We start from the raw sequence: 23,355 nt of genomic DNA on the forward strand, positions 1-23,355 counted from the left end.
GTGGGGGTACCTGCATGAATACTCACAGAGGTCTGTGCGGTGCATCACAATCTAGGAGCGTTCGATGACTACTCACAACGAACCACCGCCCACCGGAAGCGACTCCGACTCCGTTCCGACCGGCCTCAAACGCGTCGTCGCTGCATCGATGGCGGGCACCGTCGTCGAGTGGTACGAATTCTTCCTCTACGGCACGGCCGCCACCCTGGTCTTCAACAAGGTGTTCTTTCCCGCGAGCGACAGCGCTTACGGCGCGATCTTCGCCGCGTTTTTGACCTATGCCGTCGGCTTCCTCGCCCGCCCACTCGGCGGGATCGTCTTCGGTCACTTCGGCGACAAGTACGGTCGCAAGAAGCTATTGCAGTTCGCGATCCTGCTTGTCGGTGCCGTCACGTTCCTGATGGGCTGCTTGCCGACGTACGGTCAGATCGGGATGTGGGCACCGGCGCTGTTGGTGGTCCTTCGCTTCCTGCAGGGTTTCGCAGTCGGTGGTGAGTGGGGTGGGGCCGTCCTGCTGGTGGCCGAACACAGCCCGAACAAGAGTCGAGCGTTCTGGGCCAGTTGGCCGCAGGCCGCAGTGCCGCTGGGCAACATGCTCGCTACGGTCGTGCTGTGGGCGCTGACCGCGACACTGTCGGAACAGGACTTCCTGTCGTGGGGATGGCGGGTCGCGTTCTGGCTGTCAGCGATCGTCGTCCTAGTTGGCTACTACATCCGGACGAAAGTCAGCGATGCGCCGATTTTCGTTGAGGCGCAGCAGGAAGTGGAGAGGGTCAAGGCCGTCTCCTACGGAGTGGTCGAGGTGCTCAAGCGGTATCCGCGCGGAGTGTTCACCGCCATGGGACTCCGATTCGCGGAGAACATCATGTATTACCTCGTGGTCATTGTGTCGATCACGTACCTCAGCGTGCAGGTCGGCGTCGACACCAACGCGATCCTGCGGTACATGCTGGTTGCGCATGCTGTGCACTTCGCCGTGATACCGCTTGTCGGTAAGCTGGCCGATCGGTACGGTCGACGGCCCATCTATCTTGTCGGAACGGTGCTGGCGGCGACATGGGGCTTCTTCGCGTTCCCGATGATGGACACCGCGAACTATCTACTCATCATCGCCGCGATAGTCATCGGCCTTGTCATCCACGCATTGATGTATTCGCCGCAGCCGGCGATCATGGCCGAGATGTTCCCGACCCGGATGCGCTATTCCGGTGTGTCCCTTGGTTATCAGGTCACCTCGATAGTCGCGGGCTCGCTTGCGCCGATCATCGCGGTCAAGCTGCTCGAGATCTACAACTCCTGGGTCCCTGTCGCGATCTACCTCGCGGCGGCCGCAGCGGTCACCCTCGTCGCGGTGCTTTGCATGCGCGAGACGAACGGAATCGACCTGGAAAGCGTCGACGAGGCGGATCGTGCGGAACTCGCGAAGGCCGGCGTCGTATGACCGACCTCGCGGGCCGCTCCGCGCTTGTCACCGGTGGCGCGAGCGGTATCGGCGAGGCCTGCGCGCGGGAGCTCGCCGCGCGTGGGGCGGTGGTCACCGTCGCCGATCGCGACGACATCGGCGCCAAGTCGGTCGCGGACGATATCGGTGGAAAGGCTTGGCCCGTAGACCTTTCCGATGTCTCAGCGCTCGAAGATCTGCAACTGGACGCGGACATCCTTGTCAACAACGCCGGCGTTCAGCACGTCAGCCCCATCTCCGACTTTGCGCCCGATCGATTCCGTCACCTGATGACTCTCATGGTCGAATCGCCGTTCCTGCTCATCCGCGCCGCGCTGCCACACATGTGCAGGCAGAACTTCGGCCGGATCATCAACGTCTCCTCGATACATGGGATCCGGGCGTCGGAGTTCAAAGTCGCGTACGTGACCGCCAAGCACGGACTCGAGGGCCTTTCGAAGGTGACCGCTCTCGAGGGCGCGCCGCACGGGGTCACGAGCAACTGTGTGAGCCCCGGGTACGTGCGAACCCCGCTGGTGACCAAGCAGATCGCCGATCAAGCCAAGGTGCACGGCATTCCGGAGGATAAGGTGGTGACCGACATCCTCCTGAAGGAGAGCGCCATCAAGCGTCTGGTGGAACCCGAGGAAGTAGCGGCCCTGGTGGGTTGGTTGGCGTCACCGACTGCGGGAATGGTTACGGGGGCGTCGTACACGATGGACGGGGGCTGGAGCGCGCGATGACCGGTTCCGCACCGCAATGGGTGCCGACTGACGAGGACGTCGCTACTGCCCGCGTGACCGACTTCGCGCGCTTCGTGGGAGAGCAGACGGGTGTGACGACAACCGATTACCGTTCGCTGTGGCAGTGGTCGGTGGACGATCCTGCCGCGTTCTGGGCCACGCTGTGGGACTACTTCGACCTCGGCGACCGTGGCGACAAGATCCTCGAGAACGAGACGATGCCGGGAGCGCAATGGTTTCCGGGTGTCAAGGTGAACTACGTCGATCAGGTCATCCGCAATGCGCGCACGGATCGGCCCGCGATCGTCCATGTCGCCGAGGGCGGTAGCTCGGTCGAACTCTCGTGGGATGAATTGCTCGGTCGCACTGCGGCGTTCGCCGACACGCTCCGCTCCCTCGGCGTCGGAGTCGGCGATCGGGTCGCCGGATACCTGCCGAACATCCCCGAGGCCGTCATCGCGTTTCTGGCGACCGCGAGTGTCGGCGCGATCTGGAGTGCCTGCGGCCAGGACTACTCGGCCAAGGCGGCGCTGGACCGGTTGGGTCAGCTCGAGCCCGTGGTGCTGGTGACGGCCGACGGCTATGACTTCGGCGGTAAGCATTACGACAAACGCGAGGATGTCGAGGCGCTGCGCGCAGGATTGCCGACACTGAAGGCAACTGTGTTGGCATCCGAACTCATAGCGACCGGTGGCGAGCTCTCGACGGTGGCCGTCGACTTCGACCATCCACTGTGGATCCTGTACTCGTCGGGCACGACCGGTAAGCCCAAGGGAATCGTCCACGGCCACGGTGGTGTCGTGCTCGAGCATTTAAAAGCCGTTGCTCTGCAATCGGATATCGGTCCCGACGACACGTTCTTCTGGTACACCAGCCCGAGCTGGATGATGTGGAACTTCCAGATCGCGGGACTCTTGGTTGGCGCGACGATTGTCTGCTATTCGGGCAGCCCTAGCGCTCCACGGCCAGATGCATTGTGGGACATCGCCGCCCGGATTGGAGCGACTGTCCTGGGTACCAGTCCCGGGTATGTGCTCGGATGCGCGAAGGCGGGTGCCGTCCCGCGTAAGGAGCACGACCTGTCGGCGTTGCGGACGGTCGGTATCACCGGATCGTCACTACCCCCGTCGTCCTCGCTGTGGTTGCGCGACAACGTCGGCGAACATGTCCAGGTGGCGTCGATCAGCGGGGGCACCGACGTCGTATCGGCGTTCATCGGCGGTGTGCGCACCGTGCCGGTATGGCCCGGAGAGTTGTCGGCCCCGTTCCTCGGGTGCGCGTTGGACGCCTGGGACGAGTCGGGTAATCCCGTGCGCGGTGAGGTCGGTGAGTTGGTCATCACCAGACCGATGCCGTCGATGCCGATCTTTTTCTGGAACGATGACGACGGATCGCGGTATCGCAGTGCATATTTTGAAATGTTTCCTGGAGTGTGGCGGCATGGTGACTGGATCACCTTCACTGATCACGGCAGCGTCATCGTGCATGGGCGGTCGGACTCGACGCTCAACCGGCACGGCATCCGGATGGGCAGCGCCGACATCTATCAGTCCGTGGAGCGGCTTCCCGAAATTGCTGAGGCGTTGGTGATCGGCTGCGAGCAGGATGACGGTGGGTATTGGATGCCGTTGTTCGTCGTGCTGGCCGAAGGTGCAGAGCTGACCGACGATCTGCGCGAGCGGATCAAGAAGACGATCCGCGATGAGGTGTCTCCGCGCCACGTTCCCGACGAGATCATCGAGGCTCCCGGAATTCCGCACACCCGTACCGGTAAGAAGCTCGAGGTGCCGATCAAGAAGCTGTTCGCGGGTGCGGACGCCGCGAAGGTCGTGGAGCGCACCGCCGTCGATGACCCTGATCTGCTGGATTGGTACGCCACCCTGAAGCGCTAGCGGTGTCGGAGAATGAGGCGGTGCACGATGCTGTCGGAACTCATCCTCAGTACGACGTCTTCGCAGACGAATTCCTCGAACACGCTCACGATGGCCTGTTCAACGCGCATTATGACCGCCCGGCATGTCTCTCGCTACTGGGCGATGTCGCCGGCGCAGACGTCTTGGACGCAGCCTGTGGGCCCGGGCTGTACGCCGAAGAGTTGACGAAACGTGGCGCCAGTGTGGTTGGTTTCGATCAGAGTTCCCGAATGATCGAGTTGGCCCAACAGCGAGTTCCTGGGGGGAAGTTTCGTACCCACGACTTGGCCGACCCGCTCGACTGGCTCGACGACCAATCAGTCGACATGGTGCTATTCGCGCTGGCGCTCGAGTATGTAGATGACAGGGCCGCTGCGTTGCGCGAGTTTCGGCGCGTTCTTCGCCGCGACGGCGCGCTCGTACTGTCGCGCCAGCATCCCACCGGCGACTGGCTCCGACATGGCGGAGACTATTTCGAAGCCCGTGTCGTAGATGAAACGTGGAGCCGCGGATGGCGGGTTCGATACTGGCTGGCACCGCTCGAGCAGACGTGCGAGGAACTGCATGAGGCCGGCTTCCTCATCGAGCGATTACTGGAGCCGCGGCCGACTGCCCACGCGGCAGATATCGACCCTGAGAAATATGAGCGTCTGAGTCGCGAGCCCACCGGATTTCTTGCCATCCGAGCTGTCCCGAATCCGCGCGCAAACGGTCTCTAGCTGCTCAATCGGTCTCCGATCGAGGCGTGTCTGAGTGCGGGTATAAAGTCGAACACATGTTCGAGTCAGAGTTTGCCGGGGCTGACGATGCCGCTGTCGTGGCTGCTATCGCGGACCTGACGCGAGCTGAGGCGGCTACTGGGGCGCGTCGGTTGGCGGCGGTCGCTGAGCTCAAGCGTCGCCGTGTCCTTGACGATGATGAACGTGCGCGGTGGGCGTGTGATTGGTGGGATTGCGCGGCTGCGGAGGTGGGCGCGGCGATGAATATCAGTGCGCGTAGGGCTTCTGGTCAGATGCGTATCGCGGTGGCGTTGCGCGATCATCTGCCTGCGGTGGCTGGGTTGTTCGGGCGAGGTGAGCTCAGTGCGCGGGTGGTGGGTGCGATCACCTGGCGGACGCAGTTCATCACTGATGAGGCGGTGTGGGCGGTGATCGATCGCGCCATCGCTGAGCGGGCAGGTACGTGGGGTCCGCTTGCCGAGGACAAGCTGAGCGCGGCGGTGGATGCCCTGGTGTTGGAGTTCGATGCCCGTGCGCTGATGGTGAGTACGACCGTGGCGCGCGGCCGCGACTTCGTGGTTGGTGATCGTGAGGATGAGGCTGGGACGACGTCGGTGTGGGGCCGGCTGTCCTCGGCCGATGCGGCGGTGCTGAAGAAGAGGATCGCGGCGATGGTGGCCACGGTGTGCGAGAACGATCCCCGCTCGGCGCCCGAGCGGCGCGCCGATGCGATAGGCGCGTGGAGCCACGGTAATGATCATCTGCCGTGCGCATGCGATATGCAGGATTGCCCTGCCCGTGAAGCGCAGCCGGTCCCGAAGTCCTCGTTGGTCGTGAATGTGTATACCGACCAAGCCACCCTCGACGGACTGCAGAAGCCACCCTCGACTCCCGCGGCCCCGAACCCCAAATCCGCGGGTACGGCGTTGTTGTCGGGTACAGACGTGATGCCGACACCGCTGCTGGCCGAGTTGTTGCGTAGCGGCGCGAAATTACGCCCTGTGTGCACGCCGGCCGAGGAGCCGGAGTCGAGGTATCGGCCGTCGGCCACGCTGGATCGGTTTGTGCGGGCCCGTGATTTGACGTGCCGGTTTCCCGGTTGCACCGCACCGGCGGAGTTCTGCGATATCGATCATGTGATTCCGTATCCGCGCGGGGCGACGCATCCGTCGAATCTGGCCTGCTTATGTCGAAAACATCACCACCTCAAGACGTTTTGGACCGGCGACTGGGAACTGGAACTTCTGCCCGATGGTGCGGCGGTGTGGACGTCGCCGACCGGACACACCTATACGACGTATCCGGGGTCGAGATGTTACTTCCCGGAATGGGATACCGCCACCGGCGACCTTCCACCCCCACCACCGCCGGAGACGTTCAGCACCGACCGGGGTTTGATGATGCCCCAACGTACATGCACCCGAGCCCAATACCGCGCGGCGCGCATCAAAGCCGAACGCGAACGAAACAACTCGCCCCCACCGTTCTAGACGAGCCACGCGCCGATGCGGCGCACTGCCTCCTCGATATCACTTGATGGTCCGGCGAAGGACAGTCGGACGAACGACCCGCCCCGCACGGTGTCGAAGTCGATGCCGGGCGCGATCGCAACGCCGGTGTCGGCCAGAAGTTTCGAGCAGAATGACAACGTGTCTGTGGTCAGGTGTGACACGTCGGCATACACATAGAATGCGCCATCGGTCGGCGCGAGCTTGTCGATACCAATTGCCCGCAGTCCGTCGAGTAACAAGGTCCGGTTGCTCGCATAATGTCCAAGCAGCGCGTCGGCCTCCGCGATCGACTCCGGCGTGAACGCCGCCACCGCGGCGACCTGAGAGAGCGTCGGCGGACAGATGGTGAAGTTGCCCGTCAGACAGTCGACGGCGCGCTGCAGCTCCTTCGGTACAAGCAGCCACCCCAGCCGCCAGCCCGTCATCGCGTAATACTTCGAAAAGCTGTTCACCACAACGGCTTCCCGCGAGGTCTGCCAGGCGCAGCTCGTCTCTGGTGCACCCTCGTACACCAGTCCGTGGTACACCTCGTCGCTGATCAGCCGCACACCCGAGGATTCACACCACGACGCGATAGCCGCCAATTCCTGGGGCGGGATCACCGTCCCGGTCGGGTTGGCCGGACTCGCGACGATCACGCCAGCCACCGGCGGATCGAGCTCGGCCAGCATCTGCGCGGTCGGCTGGAACCGGGTCTGGGGCCCGCACGGGATCTCCACCACCTCACACCCCAGCGCCGACAGGATGTTCCGGTAACACGGATAGCCCGGGCTCGCAATCGCCACCCGGTCGCCCGCGTCGAAGCACGCGAGGAACGCCAGCAGGAATCCACCGCTCGAACCGGTCGTCACCACCACGTCCGCCGGATCGACGCTCAGCCCTCGCCGGTCTCGATACGACGCTGCAATCGCAGCACGCAACTCCGGAATACCAAGCGCGACCGTGTATCCGAGAACCGTCTCATCCAGCGCCGCCTTCGCTGCCGCGCGCACCGCCTGGGGCGCGCCGGCACTCGGCTGGCCTGCCGAGAGATTCACCAAGTCGCCGTGGCTGCGCTGACGCTCCGCTGCCGCCAGCCACACATCCATCACGTAGAACGGCGGAATGCCCGCACGCAGGGCGACACCCATCACATACCGGCCGGGAGTTGATCGAGGTCATGGAAGAACGGGTGTACGTCGGCGTAGTAATACGGCTTGAGACCGCCGAAGATGCCGTCCCAGACAGGTTCCCAGGAAACCAGCGCGTCGAGAAGCGTTCCGCGAGTGCCGTCGTCAAGGTCCTTGCGCGCGATGACCACCGGTGGTTTGCAGTTGTCGTACCGGCCGATGACTTTCGTGCTCGCCGCGTTCTCTGGTGTTGCTCTCCATACGTCCTCGAGGACCATCGTCGCCCGGACCTTCTTGGAGACAACGGCATCGATCTGCCCCTGCCACGCCGGGACCGGAATGAAATGCAGGAACTTGTCCCATGTCTTGCCCAGTCCGGTCAACAGAATGGCGGGTGAAAAGTAGCTCGATGTGCACGACGTGTTGATGAATCCGTAGTCCGCGCCGGCCAAATCGTCCAGCCCCGCCGCGGGGTCGTCGCTTCTGACCACGAGCAGGCTGCTCTGACGGGGATCGCCGGTGAACTTCGACGTCGCGATCGCCAGTCCGCGGTAGTACTGGTCACCACTTCGCACCAGCCGGTGAAAGTCCGCGGTCGGGACGTAGGCGATATCCGGCTGGTGTTCAGCGAGGGCCTGGTCGATGGCGGCGAGGTCGGCGGTTTGGTGTGCGGTGACGCCGGCGGTACTGAGGATCGTCTTCCACGGCTCGTCGCACGCGGGCAGTCCGAGATTCTGGTCCAAGACGAAGCTCAACATTGCGGCGAGCCTACGTCGGAAGCGGAACGACCGCGGTGACTTACCTGCCAGAATCTCTCTATGGCCTGGGAAACCCATGTGGTCGCCGTCGACGGCACCCGCAGTCCGGTGCGAATCGGCGGACCCGAATCGGGTCAGCCGGTCGTCTTCGTCCATGGCAACAACGCCGGCGCCGACTGGGACCCCTTGATGACCCCGGTCGCCGAGTTCGCCCGCGTCATCTCGCCCGAACTTCCGGGTTTCGGCGCCGCCGACAAGCCCTCCGACTGGGGCTACACCGTCGCGCACTACGCCACGCACCTCGACGCAGTGCTGGGCCAACTCGAGACCCGACCTGTACATCTGGTGGCGCACGACTTCGGCGGACCCTTCGCGCTCGCTTGGGCCGCCGACCATCTGGACCGGACCGCGAGCATCACCCTGATCAACACCCCGCGGCGCATCAATCACACTGCCGCCAAGATCTGGCGAACCCCGCTCCTCGGCGGGCTCTCCGTCCTCACCGCGAATGCCCCGACGATCCGAACGGTGATGAAACGCACCGATCCCGGGCTTCCCGCTGAGCACCGAGACCAGATCATCGAACACATGCTGGTGCCCGGCACCAAACGCACGGTCATCGAGTTGTACCGCTCGACCGGCGAGAACGCCATCGAACCCTACGTCGACCGGCTCGCTCGGTTCACCGGCGAGGTGCTCATCGTCTGGGGCGACCGCGACGCCTACATCGCGACGGAGCAGGCGTCCGAACAACGGCAGATCTTCCGAAATGCCCGGGTGGAAATCGTTCCGGGAGCAGGACATTGGCCGTGGCTCGAGCAACCTGACGTGGTGGCCCGGCACGTGACCGGCTTCCTGCGCGGCGGCTAGAGCACTTCGGATTCGAGGCGGCGCAGGTGTTCCCGCGGCGGCCCGAGCAGTTGCGCGCTGCCATGCGCCCGCTTGAAATACAGCTGGATGTCGTGCTCCCACGTGATCGCGATACCACCGTGCATCTGGACCGCTTCGGCCACGACCTTGGAGAACGCCTCGCTCGCGGAGAACCGCGCCAGGGCCGCTGATGTCGGGGAAGGCTCGGCGATCGCGTCGTTGACCACTGCGCGGGCCGACTGCACCGCGACATACAGATCGGCCATTCGGTGCTTGAGTGCCTGGAAGCTGCCGATCGGCCTGCCGAACTGAACCCTGTCCTTCGTGTACGCGACGGTGAGCTCGAGACAGCGTGCAGCAGCGCCGATCTGCTCGGCAGCCAGCAGGATCGCGGCGGTGTCGGCCAAGCCCGGGTCGGTGCCGATGTCGGTGCCGTCGTGTGACTCGATACGCGCCAACCGGCGCGTCGGGTCCATGGGCTTTGCGGCGTGCGCGGTGAACTGCGTCAGTCGCTTCAGCTGCGCACCGTCCGCGACGATCACGATGTCGGCGACGTCGCCGCTGACCACGTAGTCCGTGTCGAACGCGACGGTGCCGATCTTCGTGCCGGCCGCGAGTTCCTCGAGGGCCTCGGCGTCCGGCTCATCGAGGCTCAACAGCGCCAGCTCGGCCAGCGTGCTGCCGAGCAGCGGTGTCGGTACCAGTCCCTTGCCCAGCTCCTCGAGTACGACGGCCGCATCGGCGAGCTCGCCGCCAGCACCGCCGAGTTCCTCGGGTACCACCAGCGCGGCGGCACCCACCTGCTCGCACAACAACTTCCACAGCGACTCGTCGTAGCCGCGCTCGGACTCCATCGCCTGTCGCACTGCTTCAGGCGACGCATGCTTCTCGACCAGCGCTGCGACCGTGCCCCGCAACAGTTCCCGTTCTTCGCTCACAATGCCTCCAGAAGCCGTCGCCGATGCAACGCGGGATCGCCCCACGCCGCCCGCAGCGCCTGCACCCGCAGCAGTGACAGCGACATGTCGTGCTCCTGGGTGAATCCGATCGCGCCGTGTGTCTGCAGAGCAGAGCGCGCCGCCAGCAGTGCGGCGTCGGACGCGGCGACCTTGGCGGCGCTGACGTCTCGCGCGGTCACCGGCGACTCGTCGGCCACCGACAGTGCCGCCCCGTACACAAGGGGTCTGGCCAATTCGAGCGCGATGTGCACGTCGGCGAGCTTGTGCTTGATCGCCTGATAGGTACCGATCACCTTGCCGAATTGGCTGCGCTGCTTGGCGTACTCGACCGACGAGTCGAGCAGGGCCTGCCCCGCCCCGACCAGTTGAGCCGCGGTCGCCAATGCGCCGAATTCGTATGCGCGTGCCACATCGGCGGCCCTGCCTTCACCGGAAGCATTGACGTCGAAAAGTTTCCGGCTGGGATCAACCGATTCGACTTGCTTGCCCGCGGTGCCGTCGCTGACGTTGCCGTTGGCCACCACCAGGATAAGCCCGGCGGTGTCGGCGTCCACCGCCCGCGGCACCTGTGGAGGCAATGCGACGGTGGCAATGAGCTCACCCGACGCCAGGGCCGCGCTGCGCTCGTCATCCGCGAGCAGAACCGGTGCCACCGCGATGGATTCGGTCACCGGCCCGGGAACGCACCATCGGCCCAGCCGCTCGGCAGCGACCACCAGGTCGACGGGGTGCGCCTCGATGCCGTCGAACTTCTCGGAAACCATCAGCGCGGTCACACCGAGTCCGGCCAGCTGCGCCCACACCTTGAGGCCGGGCGCCGTGTCGCCGGCGGCCCACGCCCGCACCGCGGCGGGCAGGTCGGCTGCGCCCAGCGCCGCGTCGATGCTGGCGGCGAAGTCGCGCTGCTGTTCGTCAATCTCAAAGTTCATGTTTCTACTTCCGGGGCAGGCCCAGTAGGCGCTCGGCGATGATGTTGCGCTGAATCTCGTTGGTGCCGGCATAGATGGGGCCACCTAGGGCGAATAACAGCCCGTCGCTCCACGCGTCAGCGAGCTCCCCATCTGCGCCGCGCATGTCCAGCGCCGTCTGATGAATCGCCACGTCGAGGTCCGACCAGAACACCTTGGTGACCGACGACTCGGCGCCCAGCTCACCGCCTGCGCTCACGCGGGTCACGGTGCCAAAGGTGTGCAGCCGGTAGGCCTGCGCCTTGATCCACGCGTCTGCGACGCGTTCGGCGAACGCGGGGTCGGGATTCGACTTCCACTGCGCCACAAGCCTTTCAGCCGGTGCGATGAAGCGTGCCGGGCTGCGCAGCGACATCCCGCGTTCGTTGCTCGACGTGCTCATCGCGGCGCGCCAGCCCTCGTGTACCTCGCCGATCACATCATTGTCGGGAACGAACACGTCGTCGAGGAAGATCTCCCCGAACCCGGTGTCGCCACCCAGTTGGGCGATCGGGCGCACCGTGATGCCGTCGGCCTTCAGATCGAACATGACGTACGTCAGCCCCTTGTGGCGCTGCGCCTCGGGATCGGAACGGAACAACCCGAATGCGCGCTCGCCGAACGGCGCCCGCGAACTCCAGATCTTCTGGCCGTTGAGCAGCCAGCCCCCGTCGGTCTTGGTGGCGGTGGACCGCAACGACGCCAGATCACTGCCCGACTCCGGTTCAGACCAGGCCTGGGCCCAGATCTCTTCGCCGCTGGCCATTTTCGGCAGTACGCGGTCGAGCTGCTCTTCGGTGCCATGCGCGAATAGTGTCGGCGCGAGCATCGACGTGCCGTTGGCGCTTGCCCGTCCTGGGGCGCCTGCGCGGAAGTACTCCTCCTCGTAGACCACCCATTGCAGCAGCGACGCGTCACGGCCGCCGTACTTTTCGGGCCACGTGATCACCGAAAGGCCGGCGTCGAAGAGGACCTTGTCCCACCGCCGGTGTTGTTCGAAGCCCTCGGCGGTGTCGTAGGACTCCGTCGGGAACGCGTCGGAGTTCGCCGCGAGGAAATCGCGGACCTCGCTTCCGAATTCCAGTGTCGCGTCGTCAAAGTTCAGGTCCATTAGATGTTCAAGCCCTTTCCCGCAGCAGCGGCTTGACCACTTTGCCGCCCGGATTACGCGGCAACACATCGAGAAACTCCACCGATCTTGGTGCCTTGAAGTTCGCGAGATGCTCGCGCACGTACGTGATTACCGTCTTCTCATCGAGCTGCGTGCCGGGTCGCAGGACCAGGAACGCCTTACCCACCTCGCCGAGCCGCTCGTCGGGTACCCCGATGACCGCCGATTCGGCGACGCCGTCGAGCCGGGCCAGCACCTGTTCGATCTCGGCGGGATACACGTTGAAGCCGCCACAGATGTACATGTCCTTGAGCCGATCGGTGATCTGCAGGTTGCCGCGCTCGTCGAGCCGGCCGACGTCGCCGGTGTGCAGCCAGCCCTCGGAGTCGATGGCCGCGGCGGTGGCCTCGGGATCGTCGAGGTAGCCGAACATGACGTTGGGCCCGCGCAGCAGCACCTCTCCCGAGCCGTCTTCGGCGGGGGCGTCGATGCGCAGTTCGAAGTCGGCGATCGGGCGCCCGCACGTTGTGGCCACCGTGACCGCGTCGTCCTCGGCGCGGCACATGGTGCCGAACCCGCTGGCCTCGGTCAGGCCGTAGGCGGTCAGCACGATGTCGATGTCGAGTTCGGTCTGCATGCGTTCGATCAGCACCACGGGGATCGTCGCCGCACCGGTGACGGCGAACCGCAGCGATGTCAGGTCGTAGTCGCCGCGCTTCGGATGGTCCAGCAGCGTCTGGTAGATCGTGGGTGGGCCTGGCAGCACGGTGATGCGGTGTTCGGCCACGGCGGCCATGGCCTGCTCGGCGTCGAACGTCAGTTGCGGGATCAACGTCGCGCCGCTCTGCAGGCACGCCAGGATGCCGGCCTTGTAGCCGAAGTTGTGGAAGAACGGATTGATGCACAGGTAGCGGTCGGCGCTGGTGAGCTCGCCGCAGGCGGCCCACGCCGCGGGGGCGTCGAGCGATTGGCGATGTGCGCACAGCACGCCCTTGCTGCGGCCGGTGGTGCCGGACGTGAAGAGGATGTCGGAGACGTCGTCGGCGGTGACGGCCGCGGCGCGGGCGTCGACCGCTTCGAGGGCCCCCTCTTTTCCACCGCGCGCCACGAACTCATCCCACGTGCCGTCGGCCTTCTCGATCGGGACACGGATGACGTGCCGCAGGTCTGGAAGGGCATCACGATCGATGGACGCGGCCTTGTCGGCACCGAGGAACTCGCCCGCCGCGAAGAGGAGGGGAGCAGCGGTGCGCGCGAGGATGTCGCTGGCCTCGTTGGCCGTGTAGCGGGTGTTCAGCGGCACCATCACCCCGCCCGCGTAGTGCGTGGCAAGGCACGCCACCACCCAGTGCCAGGTGTTCGGCGACCAGATCGCGACCCGGTCCCCGGCCTGCACGCCGAGGTCGATCATGGCTGCGGCGGCCCGCCGCACCTCGGAGCGCAACTGCGCGTAGGTCAGCCCGCGATCGTGCGTCACCAGCGCGTCGTGGTCGGAGAACTCGTCGGCAATCCGGTCCAACACCTGCGGAATCGTCCGCGGGAGGTCCGTCATCGATGCTCCTCTAACAAAGCAAGTGCTTGGTAGGTTAGCCTACAGGGGTGATAGAGGTCCAGGAGTTCAGGGCCGAGGTCCGCGACTGGCTCGCCGACAATCTCGCCGGCGAATTCGCCGCGATCAAAGGCCTAGGAGGCCCGGGTCGCGAGGATGAGGCGTTCGAGGAACGACGGGCATGGAACCAGCATCTCGCGGCCGCCGGCTATACGTGTCTTGGCTGGCCGTCCGAGCACGGCGGTCGCGGCCTGACCGTCGCGCATCGCGTTGCGTTCTACGAGGAATACGCGATCGCCAACGCTCCCGCGAAGGTGAATCACTTCGGTGAGGAACTGCTCGGGCCGACGCTGATCGCCTTCGGCACCCCCGAGCAGCAGCAGCGGTTTCTCCCGAAGATCCTCGACGTCACCGAATTGTGGTGCCAGGGCTACTCCGAGCCCGGCGCGGGCAGCGATCTGGCCAACGTCGCGACGACCGGCGAGCTGGACGGCGACCAGTGGGTGATCAACGGACAGAAGGTGTGGACGTCGCTGGCGCACTGGGCGGACTGGTGCTTCGTCGTCACCCGCACCGAGAAGGGTTCCAAACGTCACGCGGGGCTGTCGTATCTGCTGGTGCCGCTGGACCAGCCCGGCGTCGAGGTCCGGCCCATCGTCCAGCTGACCGGCGACTCGGAATTCAACGAGGTGTTCTTCGACGACGCCCGCACCGATGCCGATCTGGTGGTCGGTGAGCCCGGCGATGGTTGGCGCGTGGCGATGGGCACACTCACCTTCGAGCGTGGTGTTTCGACACTGGGCCAGCAGATCGAGTATGCCCGTGAGCTTTCCGGCGTCGCCGAGCTCGCCAAGCGCAACGGCGCCGCCGACGATCCGCTGATTCGCGAACGGCTGACCCGGTCCTGGGTCGGCCTCCGCACGATGCGGTCCTACGCGCTGGCGACCATGGACGTCGAACAGCCGGGACAAGATAACGTCTCGAAACTGTTGTGGGCCAACTGGCATCGCGAACTCGGCGAGATCGCCATGGAGGTGATGGGCCGCGACGGGCTGACGCTGACCGATGGCGACTTCGACGAATGGCAGCGGCTGTATCTGTTCTCGCGGTCGGACACCATCTACGGCGGCTCGAACGAGATTCAGCGCAACATCATCGCCGAGCGGGTGCTCGGCCTACCTCGAGAGGTCAAAGGATGAGTCTGGCCGAAGCCCCCAAAGAGATTGAGGGGCACGGACTTCTGACCGGCAAGGTGGTGGTCGTGACGGCTGCGGCAGGCACCGGCATCGGCTCGTCGGTGGCTCGACGTGCGCTGGTCGAGGGTGCCGACGTAGTGGTCTCCGACCACCACGAGCGGCGGCTGGGCGAGACCCGTGACCAGCTGCTCGATCTCGGCCTCGGCCGGGTCGAGAGTGTGGTGTGCGACGTGACGTCGACCGCGCAGGTCGATGCACTGGTCTCGTCGACGACCGCCCGGATGGGACGGCTCGACGTGCTGGTCAACAACGCGGGCCTCGGCGGCGAGACGCCCGTCGTCGACATGACCGACGAGGAGTGGGACCGCGTCCTCAACGTGACGCTTACGTCGGTGATGCGCGCGACGCGCGCCGCGCTGCGGTACTTCCGTGACGCCGACCACGGCGGCACGATCATCAACAACGCGAGCGTCCTCGGCTGGCGGGCGCAGCACTCCCAGGCGCACTACGCCGCGGCCAAGGCCGGGGTGATGGCGCTGACCCGGTGCAGCGCAATCGAAGCCGTCGAGCACGGCGTACGGATCAACGCGGTATCGCCGAGCATCGCCCGGCACAAGTTCCTCGAGAAGACCAGCAGCTCGGAACTGCTGGACAGGCTCTCGGAGGGCGAGGCGTTCGGACGGGCAGCCGAACCGTGGGAGATTGCCGCCACCATCGCGTTCCTGGCCAGCGACTACTCCAGTTATCTCACTGGAGAGGTGATTTCGGTATCCAGCCAGCGAGCCTGACGGGAATTTCTCCACAGTATCTTCACAATCGCTGCCCGTAAGCACCACAAACGGCACCTACAGTCTGATGTGTGAAGCGAATTCTGGTGGTCGACGACGAGCCGACCATCCTCGCAGCCGTCGCAACCAGGCTGCGCGCCGAAGCCTTCCTCGTCGAAACCGCGATAGACGGGCCGTCGGCGGTGGCGACCGCGGCGGCCACCACCCCTGACCTGGTCGTACTCGATGTCATGCTGCCCGGGTTCGACGGGCTCGAAGCATGCCGTCGAATTCAGGCGCAGCGCTCCACGCCGGTGCTGATGCTCACCGCTCGAAGTGATGAGACGGACATGCTGATCGGCCTCGGAATCGGGGCTGACGACTATCTCACGAAGCCGTTCAGTATGCGCGAACTCGTCGCGCGCGTGCGGGTCCTGCTGCGCCGTGTGGAGCGGGCGCCAGAGCCGCAGTCGGTGTCGGTCGGCCGGTATCGAATCGACTTGCAGGCCCGCAGAGTTCATTCGGGCGATGACGAAGTCCGGCTCACCCGAACCGAATTCGACCTGCTGGCCTATCTCGTCGGCAGGCCCGGCGCTGCGGTGGCCCGCGAGACACTGCTAGAACAGGTGTGGGGACCCCCATCCGACCTCGCGACGCGCACCGTGGATAGCCACGTCAAGGCTCTGCGGCGCAAGTTGGGATCGGAGCTGATCCGCACGGTACACGGCGTCGGATATGCACTCGAGATGCCGCGATGAGCCGCTTCGGCGCTCTGTGGGACCGGCTGCCGCGGCCGCTGGATCCCTTCGGCTCCTTCAAGGTCAAGACGGGTTTACTCGTCGGCGGTGCAATCACTTTGGCATCGTTCACCTTCTGGATCGGTGCCAGTTGGCAGTTCCGGTACGCGTTGCTCGCGGCCCTGGCCACCTCACTGGTCTTCACACAGTTCATGGCGCATGGGATGACGTCGCCTCTGCGGCAGATGACAGCCGCGGCACGCGCGATGGCACGCGGTGACTACAGCGTGCGGGTGCGAGCCACCTCGCGCGACGAGATCGGGCAGCTGGCAACGGCCTTCAATCAGATGTCTGCCGATCTCGGGGCCGCCGACGAGTATCGACGCGGGCTCATCGCGAATGTCTCACACGAGCTGCGCACCCCGATCGCGGCCTTGCGTGCGGTGCTGGAGAACGTGGTCGACGGGGTGGCCGAACCGGATGCGGCGACCATGCGTATTGCGCTGTCACAGACCGAGCGGCTCGGCGAGCTGGTGACCAATCTGCTCGATCTCTCGCGCGTCGAAGGCGGCGCGATTCCACTGCAGATAAACAGATTCGGAGTCGAAGAATTCCTGCGTGACGCCATCGAGCATGTCACCATCGGGCCGGGCGAGGCTCGGGTGGCGGTGCGTGTGATGCCGTCGACGCTCATGGCCTCGGCGGACCCGGCTCGTCTGCGGCAAGTGGTCATCAACCTGTTGAACAACGCCATCCGGCACAGCCCGAAAGGCGGCCACGTTTCGGTTCTCGCATCTGCTGCCGAACCCGCTGGCCTGCGCCTGGAGGTCTTCGACCACGGACCCGGGATCGAGCCTGCCGAGCGAGAACGTGTCTTCCAACGTTTCACCCGGGGGGCCACGTCCGAGGGTGGCACCGGTCTTGGTCTCGCGATCGCCCGGTGGGCAGTCGAATTGCACGGCGGGACAATCGAAGTGATGGACACACAAGAGGGATGCCGGATCGCGGTCATCATCCCGGAACCCTCGATAGTGGAGGATCTGACATGACGATGATGTATCCCGGTTGGTACGGGGCCCCGCCGCAGCCCGTTGCGCCTCCGCCGTTGGGGCCGATGCCACCGCGGCAGGGCGAGGCGGGCTGGACGGTGTGGCCGCGGCGGATCTGGCCGATCGACCCGCTGGCCGTTGCGCCCCGACGGATGCTGTTCGCCGCAGCCATCGCGGGCGCGGTCGGAACCGCGCTGTGGCGACCGACTGTGCTGAGCGTCGGCTACCTCATGGTCGGGCTGATGGTGTTCGGCGTCGTGTATGGCACAGCGGACCGACGCCCGACCCGTGCCGAATGGACCGGAATCGGGTTGACCCTCGCGCTGCTCTCGGTGTCCGCGATGCTGGCCGCAGAGTGGGTCGGCGGTCTTTGTCTCATCGCGGCCTGGGTGGTCGGCTGGTGTACGTTCGCCGGCGGTCACACCTGGACCGCGGTGTTGTCCGGCCCGTTTCTGCCGTGGCTGTTGCCGGGGCGGGTGCGGGGATGGGTAGGCCGCGCACTTCACGGAGCCGCGCCAAGTCGTATGGCGGTTCCCAAGCTCGGACGGCTCGCCGTCGTCATCGGCGTCACGGTGGCTCTTGCGCTGGTGTTCGGTGGGCTGTTCGCCGCGGCCGACCCCGCGTTCGCTCGCCTGGTCGACAATCTGGTGCCTGAATTCGATGGCGGCGACATCATTGCGCGGCTCGTGGTCGCGGGCATCGTGGTGGCCTTCATATTGGGCGGCGGCTACCTGATCCGATTCACGCCGCGGCTCGATAACATGGCTCCCGCGCCGATGAAGCCGGTGCCGCGGTGGGAATGGGCGCTGCCGCTCGGGGTGCTCGACGTGTTGTTCATCGCCTTTGTCGCGGTCCAGGCGAGAATTCTGTTCGGTGGGCACACGCATGTGCTGGAAACCGAGGGTCTGACGTACGCCGAGTACGCGCGGCAGGGCTTCTGGCAACTGCTGTGGGTTTCTGGCCTGACGATGCTGGTATTGACCGGCGTCATCCGGGTGGCGGGGCGGGCGACCGCGGCCGATCGCCGACTGCTGCGGGTGCTCGTCGGAATTCTTTGCGCCACATCGGTTGTGGTGGTGATTTCGGCGATCCACCGCATGTGGGTGTACCAACAGGCATACGGGTTCAGCACGGAACGGTTGATGGTGATCACCATCGAGGTATGGCTGGGTGCGGTGTTCCTACTGGTCGCCGCCGCCGGAATCCGGATGAGCGCCCGGTGGCTGCCGCGGGCCGTGCTGGTGGCCGGCGTGCTGGCGCTCCTCGGCCTGGCCGCCCTCAATCCCGAGCGCCTGATCGCCGATCGCAACATCGACCGTTTCGAACAGACCGGACAACTCGACGCGGAGTACCTGTCGAGACTTTCCGCGGACATCGACCCCGCGCTGCATCGACTGCCCGACCGGATTCGGGCCTGCGTGACGGCCCCGGCCTCCGACCGCGACCCCTGGTATCTGTTCAACCTGTCGCGGTCCCGTGCCGATCGCGCCGTCGACGGCTCGCTATCGGATTTTTGTACCGCCTTCGGCCGCGACGAATACAGCAGGTAGCGCCCGCACCGACGCGCGAACACCCGATAGTGACCTAGCAAGTGCTTGGTTGGTAAGCTGTCGGGATGGTGGAGGAACCGGCCGCCCCTACGGTGAGCAGGCGTGACGAGCTTCTCGAGCTCGCCGCGGCGATGTTCGCCGAACGCGGGCTGCGGGCCACGACCGTGCGCGACATCGCGGACTCGGCCGGAATCCTGTCCGGCAGTCTCTACCACCACTTCTCCTCCAAGGAGGAGATGGTCGACGAGGTGTTGCGCGGATTCCTCGACTGGCTCTTCGAACGCTACGAGCAGATCGTCGCGACCGAACCGAATCCGCTGGAACGGCTCAAGGGCCTGTTCATGGCGTCGTTCGAAGCGATCGAGGACCGGCACGCGCAGGTCGTCATATACCAGGACGAGGCGAAGCGACTCGCGAGCCAGGAGCGCTTCTCCTATGTGGAAAAACGCAATCGAGAGCAGCGAAAGATGTGGCTAGCTCTGCTCGATCAGGGTGTCGAGGAGGGGTACTTCCGTCCCGATATCGACGTCGATCTGGTCTACCGGTTCATCCGCGACACCACCTGGGTTTCGGTCCGGTGGTATCAGCCAGGCGGACCGCTCACGGCCGAAGAGGTCGGCCGACAGTACCTAGCCATCGTTCTTGGCGGCATCACCAAAGAAGGAGTCGAGTAATGCCTGAGGCATACGTCATCGAAGCTGTCCGAACTGCTGTCGGCAAGCGCAACGGCGGGCTGTCCGGCGTGCATCCCGTCGATCTGGGTGCCGCGGGCTGGCGCGGATTGTTCGACCGGACCGACGCCGATCCCGGTGCGGTCGACGACGTGATCGCCGGTTGCGTCGACGCCATCGGGCCTCAGGCGGGCAACATCGCCAGGCTGTCGTGGCTGGCCGCCGGATTCCCCGAAGAAGTGCCGGGTGTCACCGTTGACCGCCAGTGCGGTTCGAGCCAGCAGGCGATTTCCTTTGGCGCACAGGCCATCATGTCCGGTACCGCTGATCTGATCGTGGCGGGCGGCATGCAGAACATGAGCCAAATCCCGATCTCGTCGGCGATGACCGTCGCCGAGCAGTTCGGCTTCACCTCGCCGACCAACGAATCCAAGAGCTGGCTGCACCGCTACGGCGATCAGGAGATCTCACAGTTCCGCGGTTCGGAGCTGATCGCCGAGAAGTGGAATCTCTCCCGCGAAGAGATGGAGGAGTACTCGCTTATCAGCCACCAGCGTGCGCAGGAGGCGATCCGCGCCGGGCACTTCGAGAACGAGATCATCGGTGTCGACGGATTCGTCATCGACGAAGGTCCGCGTGACACCTCGCTGGAGAAGATGGCGGGTCTCAAGACGCTGGTCGACGGTGGCCGGCTGACTGCCGCGATGGCCAGCCAGATCTCCGACGGCGCAAGCGCTGTGTTGCTCGCGTCCGAGCAGGCGGTCAAGGACCACGGGCTCAAGCCCCGGGCACGCATCCACCACATCAGCGCCCGCGGCGCCGACCCGGTGTTCATGCTGACGGGCCCGATCCCCGCCACTCAGTACGCACTGAAAAAGACCGGCCTGTCGATGGACGACATCGACACCGTCGAGATCAACGAGGCCTTCGCACCCGTCGTCATGGCGTGGATGAAGGAACTCAGGGTCGACCACGCGAAGGTGAACCCCAGCGGCGGTGCGATCGCGCTCGGACATCCACTCGGTGCTACCGGCGCCAAACTGTTCACCACGATGCTGAACACGTTGGAGCGCACCGGCGGACGCTACGGACTGCAAACGATGTGCGAGGGCGGCGGCACCGCCAACGTCACGATCATCGAGCGCCTCTAGTGGTCGTGGATGATCACACCGCGGATGTTGCGACCCGCGAGCATGTCGTCATACGCCACGTTGATGTCGTTGAGCTTGTACTCGGCGGTCACCGTCTCGTCGAGGAGTAGCTTGCCGTCGCGGTAGAGGTTGAGTAGCCGCGGGATGTCCGCGCGCGGATTCGCCTCACCATAGAGGCTGCCAAGCAGCCGCTTCTGGAACAGCGTCATCATCGCCATCGGCAGGGTCGGCGTCACGTCGGCCATCGATGCGATGGCGGTCATCACCACCGCGCCGCCCTTGCGGACGATATCCAGCGCCTCGTTGATCATCGGCCCCTTGAGTAGGCCGACCGTCAGCAGTGCGGAGTCCGCCATCACGCCGCGGGTGAGTTCTGCGACCAACTCCGTGGCCTCGGGCATCGATGTCACGAAATGGGTGGCGCCGAACTCGAATGCCTTGTCCCGCTTAGATTCCACGATGTCGACGACGACGATGTGCTCGGCGCCCGCCAGCCGGGCGCCCTGGATCGCGCCGCTGCCGATACCTCCGCAACCGATCACGACCACGGTGTCGCCCGGAGTCACGTCGGCGGTGTTGACGGCTGAACCCCATCCCGTCATCACGCCGCAGCCCAGCAGGCACGCGCGAGACAGCGGCAGGTCGTCGTCGACCTTGACCAAGGAGGTCTCCGAGACGGTGCTGAGTTCGGAGAAACTTCCGACCCCGACCATGACGCCGACGTCCTTCCCCTGCGCCCGGCGGCGGTAGGTGCCGTCGGCCTGCAGACCCAACAGGATGATCGCGCCCATATCGCACAGGTTCTGATGTCCGCTGGCACACCAGCGGCAGCGGCCACACGCCGGCAGGAACGAGGCCACCACATGGTCGCCGACCTTCAGGTCGCGCACGCCGGGGCCGATCTCCTGCACGACACCGGCGCCCTCATGCCCGCCGATCGTCGGAAGCGTCACGCCGGCCAGATCGCCGGTCTGGACATGGTGGTCGGAGTGGCACAACCCGGTGGCCTCGAATGCGACGAGGACCTCGCCTTCCTTCGGTCCGTCGAGGTCGATCTCCTCGACGCTCCACGGCTTGTTGAGCTCCCACAGCACGGCAGCGTTCGTCTTCATGCGAAAAGAGTTTAGGGAAAGTGGGACGCGGATTGGGCTGAATCGAAAGGCTTACTGTTTACTGTGCGAGAAGCAGCCCGCCGAGTGCGACGATCCAGCTCGCGAAGCTGCCGACCAAGAAGTACTCAGTGACTGTGCTGATGTCGACGTCTACACCGATATGTCCGTTCTCCCGGGCCTTCTGCGCGTTGATCTCCGGGAACCTGATGATGCTCTTCGCCGCAACCACGGCGGTGGCGGCCGCGAGTTGACCGGCCAGTCCGAGCCCGAGAATCAGGACGCGCTCCATCGGGCCGAGCAGCCTGCCGCCCTTGAGCCGATCCGATGCCTGCGGCTCGCCGGCGGGCTTCACCGCGCCGACGGCGCTGAGAACCAGCCGCACCAACTGGTTTCCGGTCACGAGTTGAAGCAGCACCACCGCGACGACCATGAGCAGCCGGTCGGTATCCAGGTTCGCGACGCCCGGCAGGTCGACCCATGCCGACCACCGCGCCACCAGGCCGCCGGCCGGCGACCCGAAGCCGGACAACACAATCAGCAGCCCGACTGCCGCCGCGAACACGATCAGCGGTGCCAGCTCGCGGTCGCCGGTCCGCTCTGCCCGTGCACACAACACGACCCAGGCGACGCTCGCCGCCGCCGCGATCTCCAAGAGCACGATGTCGGGGGCCTGCCACAGTCCTGCCAGCGCGGCACATCCGACGACCACAACCGCTGCAAGGACAGGCGGTACCCAGGAGCGCTCGGTCAATCGCCGGGCCACGTCGGCGAAGCCCATCGCGATCAGCATCACGGCCAGTGCGCTCACGGAACTCCCCGCAGGTATTGCGACGCCATGACGATCAAGTCCAATCCGTCGCGCCCGGCCCGTTGCGATACCGCAGAAGCGCTGATGCCCTCGGCGGCGGAGATGTCCTTCTTCGTCTGATTCCTCAACAAGCCATTCACTATCCGTATCGATCGGTCGTCCAGCGATCCAAGCAGATGGTCCCGACACAACAGCGCGGCGTTGATCGAGTCGGCATCGGTGCGGTCGCCGCCTGCGACCCGAAACGACGTGCGAACCATGGCCAGGCCCGGTTGCCGTTGGGCTGCCGCCGTCCATTCGATCGCCTCGCGTGCGGCCCACCACCCGGGGCCGTCCTGGATGCCGGCCTGTGGATCGAGCATCGACACCGCACCCCAGCCGATGCCGAACCGGACATCGACGGCGGGCGTGAGCGCGAGACGGATGGACAACGCGGCATCGATCGCCGCGCCGACAGTGGGGTAACTGCCCTGGAACTCGTCGCCGACGGTGAATGCCGGCGCATCGACCGCGCCTGCACCGACATCGCGCAGGGCGCGATTGGTGACTCGGTGCGCGGCCGCGCGATCGGCGACGTGACGGGAACCGACGACATCGCCGATCAGGGTCGCCCGCAGACCTGATGAAGCTGTGGACTTAATATCGACCATATGAAGATTATAACTTCATTTTTGAAAAATGAAG

22 protein-coding genes are annotated in these 23,355 nt (G+C 65.4%); 13 read left to right on the forward strand and 9 right to left on the reverse strand.

The window, feature by feature from the left end:
- The first annotated feature begins 64 nt into the window (after positions 1-64).
- Genes CSQ99_RS18910 through CSQ99_RS18930 form a run of 5 tightly spaced genes read left to right on the forward strand, consistent with a single transcriptional unit; the run spans position 65 to position 6,306 of the window.
- Complete coding sequence (locus CSQ99_RS18910) at positions 65-1,441, forward strand: MFS transporter (RefSeq protein ID WP_099040544.1); 1,377 nt, start codon at positions 65-67, stop codon at positions 1,439-1,441.
- A complete protein-coding gene (locus tag CSQ99_RS18915) occupies positions 1,438-2,184 on the forward strand; it encodes a 3-hydroxybutyrate dehydrogenase (RefSeq protein ID WP_099040545.1) in 747 nt (248 codons plus the stop codon). The genes CSQ99_RS18910 and CSQ99_RS18915 overlap by 4 nt, the downstream gene beginning before the upstream one ends.
- Positions 2,181-4,076, forward strand: a complete 1,896-nt coding sequence (locus CSQ99_RS18920) for an acetoacetate--CoA ligase (RefSeq protein ID WP_099040546.1) — start codon at positions 2,181-2,183, stop codon at positions 4,074-4,076. The genes CSQ99_RS18915 and CSQ99_RS18920 overlap by 4 nt, the downstream gene beginning before the upstream one ends.
- Positions 4,077-4,078: 2 nt before the next feature.
- A complete protein-coding gene (locus tag CSQ99_RS18925; protein ID WP_245908990.1) occupies positions 4,079-4,816 on the forward strand; it encodes a class I SAM-dependent methyltransferase in 738 nt (245 codons plus the stop codon).
- Positions 4,817-4,872: 56 nt separating this feature from the next.
- On the forward strand, positions 4,873-6,306 hold the full coding sequence (locus tag CSQ99_RS18930; protein ID WP_099040547.1) for an HNH endonuclease signature motif containing protein: 1,434 nt from the start codon (positions 4,873-4,875) through the stop codon (positions 6,304-6,306).
- Here the strand turns inward: CSQ99_RS18930 and CSQ99_RS18935 are convergent.
- The gene (locus tag CSQ99_RS18935; RefSeq protein ID WP_099040548.1) at positions 6,303-7,457 is read right to left on the reverse strand and encodes a pyridoxal phosphate-dependent aminotransferase; all 1,155 of its coding nucleotides are present in this window, start codon (positions 7,455-7,457) and stop codon (positions 6,303-6,305) included. The genes CSQ99_RS18930 and CSQ99_RS18935 overlap by 4 nt on opposite strands.
- Complete coding sequence (locus CSQ99_RS18940; protein ID WP_099040549.1) at positions 7,457-8,194, reverse strand: phosphate/phosphite/phosphonate ABC transporter substrate-binding protein; 738 nt, start codon at positions 8,192-8,194, stop codon at positions 7,457-7,459. Before CSQ99_RS18940 ends, CSQ99_RS18935 begins: the two co-directional genes overlap by 1 nt.
- A gap of 60 nt (positions 8,195-8,254) precedes the next feature.
- On the opposite strand from CSQ99_RS18940, the gene CSQ99_RS18945 reads away from it, so the two are divergent.
- Positions 8,255-9,064, forward strand: coding sequence for an alpha/beta fold hydrolase (locus CSQ99_RS18945; RefSeq protein WP_099040550.1), 810 nt, complete (start codon positions 8,255-8,257; stop codon positions 9,062-9,064).
- Here the strand turns inward: CSQ99_RS18945 and ipdE2 are convergent.
- Genes ipdE2 through fadD3 form a run of 4 tightly spaced genes read right to left on the reverse strand, consistent with a single transcriptional unit; the run spans position 9,061 to position 13,633 of the window.
- On the reverse strand, positions 9,061-10,002 hold the full coding sequence (gene ipdE2, locus CSQ99_RS18950; RefSeq protein ID WP_099040551.1) for an acyl-CoA dehydrogenase IpdE2: 942 nt from the start codon (positions 10,000-10,002) through the stop codon (positions 9,061-9,063). The genes CSQ99_RS18945 and ipdE2 overlap by 4 nt on opposite strands.
- Positions 9,999-10,952: an acyl-CoA dehydrogenase family protein gene (locus tag CSQ99_RS18955; RefSeq protein WP_099040552.1), complete on the reverse strand. Its 954-nt coding sequence runs from the start codon at positions 10,950-10,952 to the stop codon at positions 9,999-10,001. Before CSQ99_RS18955 ends, ipdE2 begins: the two co-directional genes overlap by 4 nt.
- Before the next feature lie 4 nt (positions 10,953-10,956).
- Complete coding sequence (locus tag CSQ99_RS18960; RefSeq protein WP_099040553.1) at positions 10,957-12,081, reverse strand: acyl-CoA dehydrogenase family protein; 1,125 nt, start codon at positions 12,079-12,081, stop codon at positions 10,957-10,959.
- A gap of 7 nt (positions 12,082-12,088) precedes the next feature.
- Positions 12,089-13,633 (reverse strand): 3-((3aS,4S,7aS)-7a-methyl-1,5-dioxo-octahydro-1H-inden-4-yl)propanoate--CoA ligase FadD3, encoded by a 1,545-nt coding sequence (fadD3, locus tag CSQ99_RS18965; RefSeq protein ID WP_099040554.1) that lies wholly within the window; start codon positions 13,631-13,633, stop codon positions 12,089-12,091.
- Between the two features lie 47 nt (positions 13,634-13,680).
- On the opposite strand from fadD3, the gene ipdE1 reads away from it, so the two are divergent.
- The 7 genes from ipdE1 (at position 13,681) to fadA6 (ending at position 20,751) form a co-directional block, all read left to right on the forward strand.
- The gene (ipdE1, locus tag CSQ99_RS18970) at positions 13,681-14,829 is read left to right on the forward strand and encodes an acyl-CoA dehydrogenase IpdE1 (RefSeq protein WP_099040555.1); all 1,149 of its coding nucleotides are present in this window, start codon (positions 13,681-13,683) and stop codon (positions 14,827-14,829) included.
- Positions 14,826-15,614 (forward strand): (5R,7aS)-5-hydroxy-7a-methyl-1-oxo-2,3,5,6,7,7a-hexahydro-1H-indene-carboxyl-CoA reductase, encoded by a 789-nt coding sequence (ipdF, locus tag CSQ99_RS18975; RefSeq protein ID WP_099040556.1) that lies wholly within the window; start codon positions 14,826-14,828, stop codon positions 15,612-15,614. The genes ipdE1 and ipdF overlap by 4 nt, the downstream gene beginning before the upstream one ends.
- A 71-nt stretch (positions 15,615-15,685) precedes the next feature.
- Complete coding sequence (locus CSQ99_RS18980; RefSeq protein WP_099040557.1) at positions 15,686-16,351, forward strand: response regulator transcription factor; 666 nt, start codon at positions 15,686-15,688, stop codon at positions 16,349-16,351.
- Positions 16,348-17,379 (forward strand): HAMP domain-containing sensor histidine kinase, encoded by a 1,032-nt coding sequence (locus tag CSQ99_RS18985; RefSeq protein WP_099040558.1) that lies wholly within the window; start codon positions 16,348-16,350, stop codon positions 17,377-17,379. The genes CSQ99_RS18980 and CSQ99_RS18985 overlap by 4 nt, the downstream gene beginning before the upstream one ends.
- Entirely contained in the window at positions 17,376-18,929 is a 1,554-nt protein-coding gene (locus CSQ99_RS18990) for a DUF4153 domain-containing protein (protein ID WP_099040559.1), read from the forward strand. The genes CSQ99_RS18985 and CSQ99_RS18990 overlap by 4 nt, the downstream gene beginning before the upstream one ends.
- A 65-nt stretch (positions 18,930-18,994) precedes the next feature.
- Positions 18,995-19,603, forward strand: a complete 609-nt coding sequence (kstR2, locus tag CSQ99_RS18995) for a TetR family transcriptional regulator KstR2 (protein WP_099040560.1) — start codon at positions 18,995-18,997, stop codon at positions 19,601-19,603.
- Positions 19,603-20,751, forward strand: coding sequence for a steroid 3-ketoacyl-CoA thiolase FadA6 (fadA6, locus tag CSQ99_RS19000; RefSeq protein ID WP_006243742.1), 1,149 nt, complete (start codon positions 19,603-19,605; stop codon positions 20,749-20,751). The genes kstR2 and fadA6 overlap by 1 nt, the downstream gene beginning before the upstream one ends.
- Here fadA6 and CSQ99_RS19005 read toward each other — a convergent pair.
- Genes CSQ99_RS19005 through CSQ99_RS19015 form a run of 3 tightly spaced genes read right to left on the reverse strand, consistent with a single transcriptional unit; the run spans position 20,748 to position 23,321 of the window.
- Positions 20,748-21,863, reverse strand: a complete 1,116-nt coding sequence (locus CSQ99_RS19005) for an NDMA-dependent alcohol dehydrogenase (RefSeq protein WP_006243741.1) — start codon at positions 21,861-21,863, stop codon at positions 20,748-20,750. The two genes, fadA6 and CSQ99_RS19005, sit on opposite strands and share 4 nt — an antisense overlap.
- A gap of 58 nt (positions 21,864-21,921) precedes the next feature.
- Entirely contained in the window at positions 21,922-22,671 is a 750-nt protein-coding gene (locus CSQ99_RS19010; protein WP_099040561.1) for a hypothetical protein, read from the reverse strand.
- A complete protein-coding gene (locus CSQ99_RS19015; RefSeq protein WP_099040562.1) occupies positions 22,668-23,321 on the reverse strand; it encodes a SatD family protein in 654 nt (217 codons plus the stop codon). The genes CSQ99_RS19010 and CSQ99_RS19015 overlap by 4 nt, the downstream gene beginning before the upstream one ends.
- Positions 23,322-23,355: the final 34 nt, after the last annotated feature.

Origin of the sequence: Mycobacterium neglectum (assembly GCF_002591975.1) — a bacterium.
Classification (GTDB): Bacteria; Actinomycetota; Actinomycetes; order Mycobacteriales; family Mycobacteriaceae; genus Mycobacterium; species Mycobacterium neglectum.

Bases quoted from the DNA above. Each gene is read 5' to 3' on its own strand.
- CSQ99_RS18915 (WP_099040545.1), top strand. From the start codon at position 1,438: ATGACCGACCTCGCGGGCCGCTCCGCGCTTGTCACCGGTGGCGCGAGC.
- fadD3 (WP_099040554.1), bottom strand. From the start codon at position 13,633: ATGACGGACCTCCCGCGGACGATTCCGCAGGTGTTGGACCGGATTGCC.
- CSQ99_RS18955 (WP_099040552.1), bottom strand. From the start codon at position 10,952: ATGAACTTTGAGATTGACGAACAGCAGCGCGACTTCGCCGCCAGCATC.
- CSQ99_RS18935 (WP_099040548.1), bottom strand. From the start codon at position 7,457: ATGGGTGTCGCCCTGCGTGCGGGCATTCCGCCGTTCTACGTGATGGAT.
- CSQ99_RS18990 (WP_099040559.1), top strand. From the start codon at position 17,376: ATGACGATGATGTATCCCGGTTGGTACGGGGCCCCGCCGCAGCCCGTT.
- CSQ99_RS18910 (WP_099040544.1), top strand. From the start codon at position 65: ATGACTACTCACAACGAACCACCGCCCACCGGAAGCGACTCCGACTCC.
- fadA6 (WP_006243742.1), top strand. From the start codon at position 19,603: ATGCCTGAGGCATACGTCATCGAAGCTGTCCGAACTGCTGTCGGCAAG.
- CSQ99_RS18920 (WP_099040546.1), top strand. From the start codon at position 2,181: ATGACCGGTTCCGCACCGCAATGGGTGCCGACTGACGAGGACGTCGCT.
- CSQ99_RS18960 (WP_099040553.1), bottom strand. From the start codon at position 12,081: ATGGACCTGAACTTTGACGACGCGACACTGGAATTCGGAAGCGAGGTC.
- CSQ99_RS18945 (WP_099040550.1), top strand. From the start codon at position 8,255: ATGGCCTGGGAAACCCATGTGGTCGCCGTCGACGGCACCCGCAGTCCG.
- CSQ99_RS19015 (WP_099040562.1), bottom strand. From the start codon at position 23,321: ATGGTCGATATTAAGTCCACAGCTTCATCAGGTCTGCGGGCGACCCTG.
- ipdF (WP_099040556.1), top strand. From the start codon at position 14,826: ATGAGTCTGGCCGAAGCCCCCAAAGAGATTGAGGGGCACGGACTTCTG.
- CSQ99_RS18940 (WP_099040549.1), bottom strand. From the start codon at position 8,194: ATGTTGAGCTTCGTCTTGGACCAGAATCTCGGACTGCCCGCGTGCGAC.
- CSQ99_RS19005 (WP_006243741.1), bottom strand. From the start codon at position 21,863: ATGAAGACGAACGCTGCCGTGCTGTGGGAGCTCAACAAGCCGTGGAGC.
- CSQ99_RS18985 (WP_099040558.1), top strand. From the start codon at position 16,348: ATGAGCCGCTTCGGCGCTCTGTGGGACCGGCTGCCGCGGCCGCTGGAT.
- CSQ99_RS18930 (WP_099040547.1), top strand. From the start codon at position 4,873: ATGTTCGAGTCAGAGTTTGCCGGGGCTGACGATGCCGCTGTCGTGGCT.
- kstR2 (WP_099040560.1), top strand. From the start codon at position 18,995: ATGGTGGAGGAACCGGCCGCCCCTACGGTGAGCAGGCGTGACGAGCTT.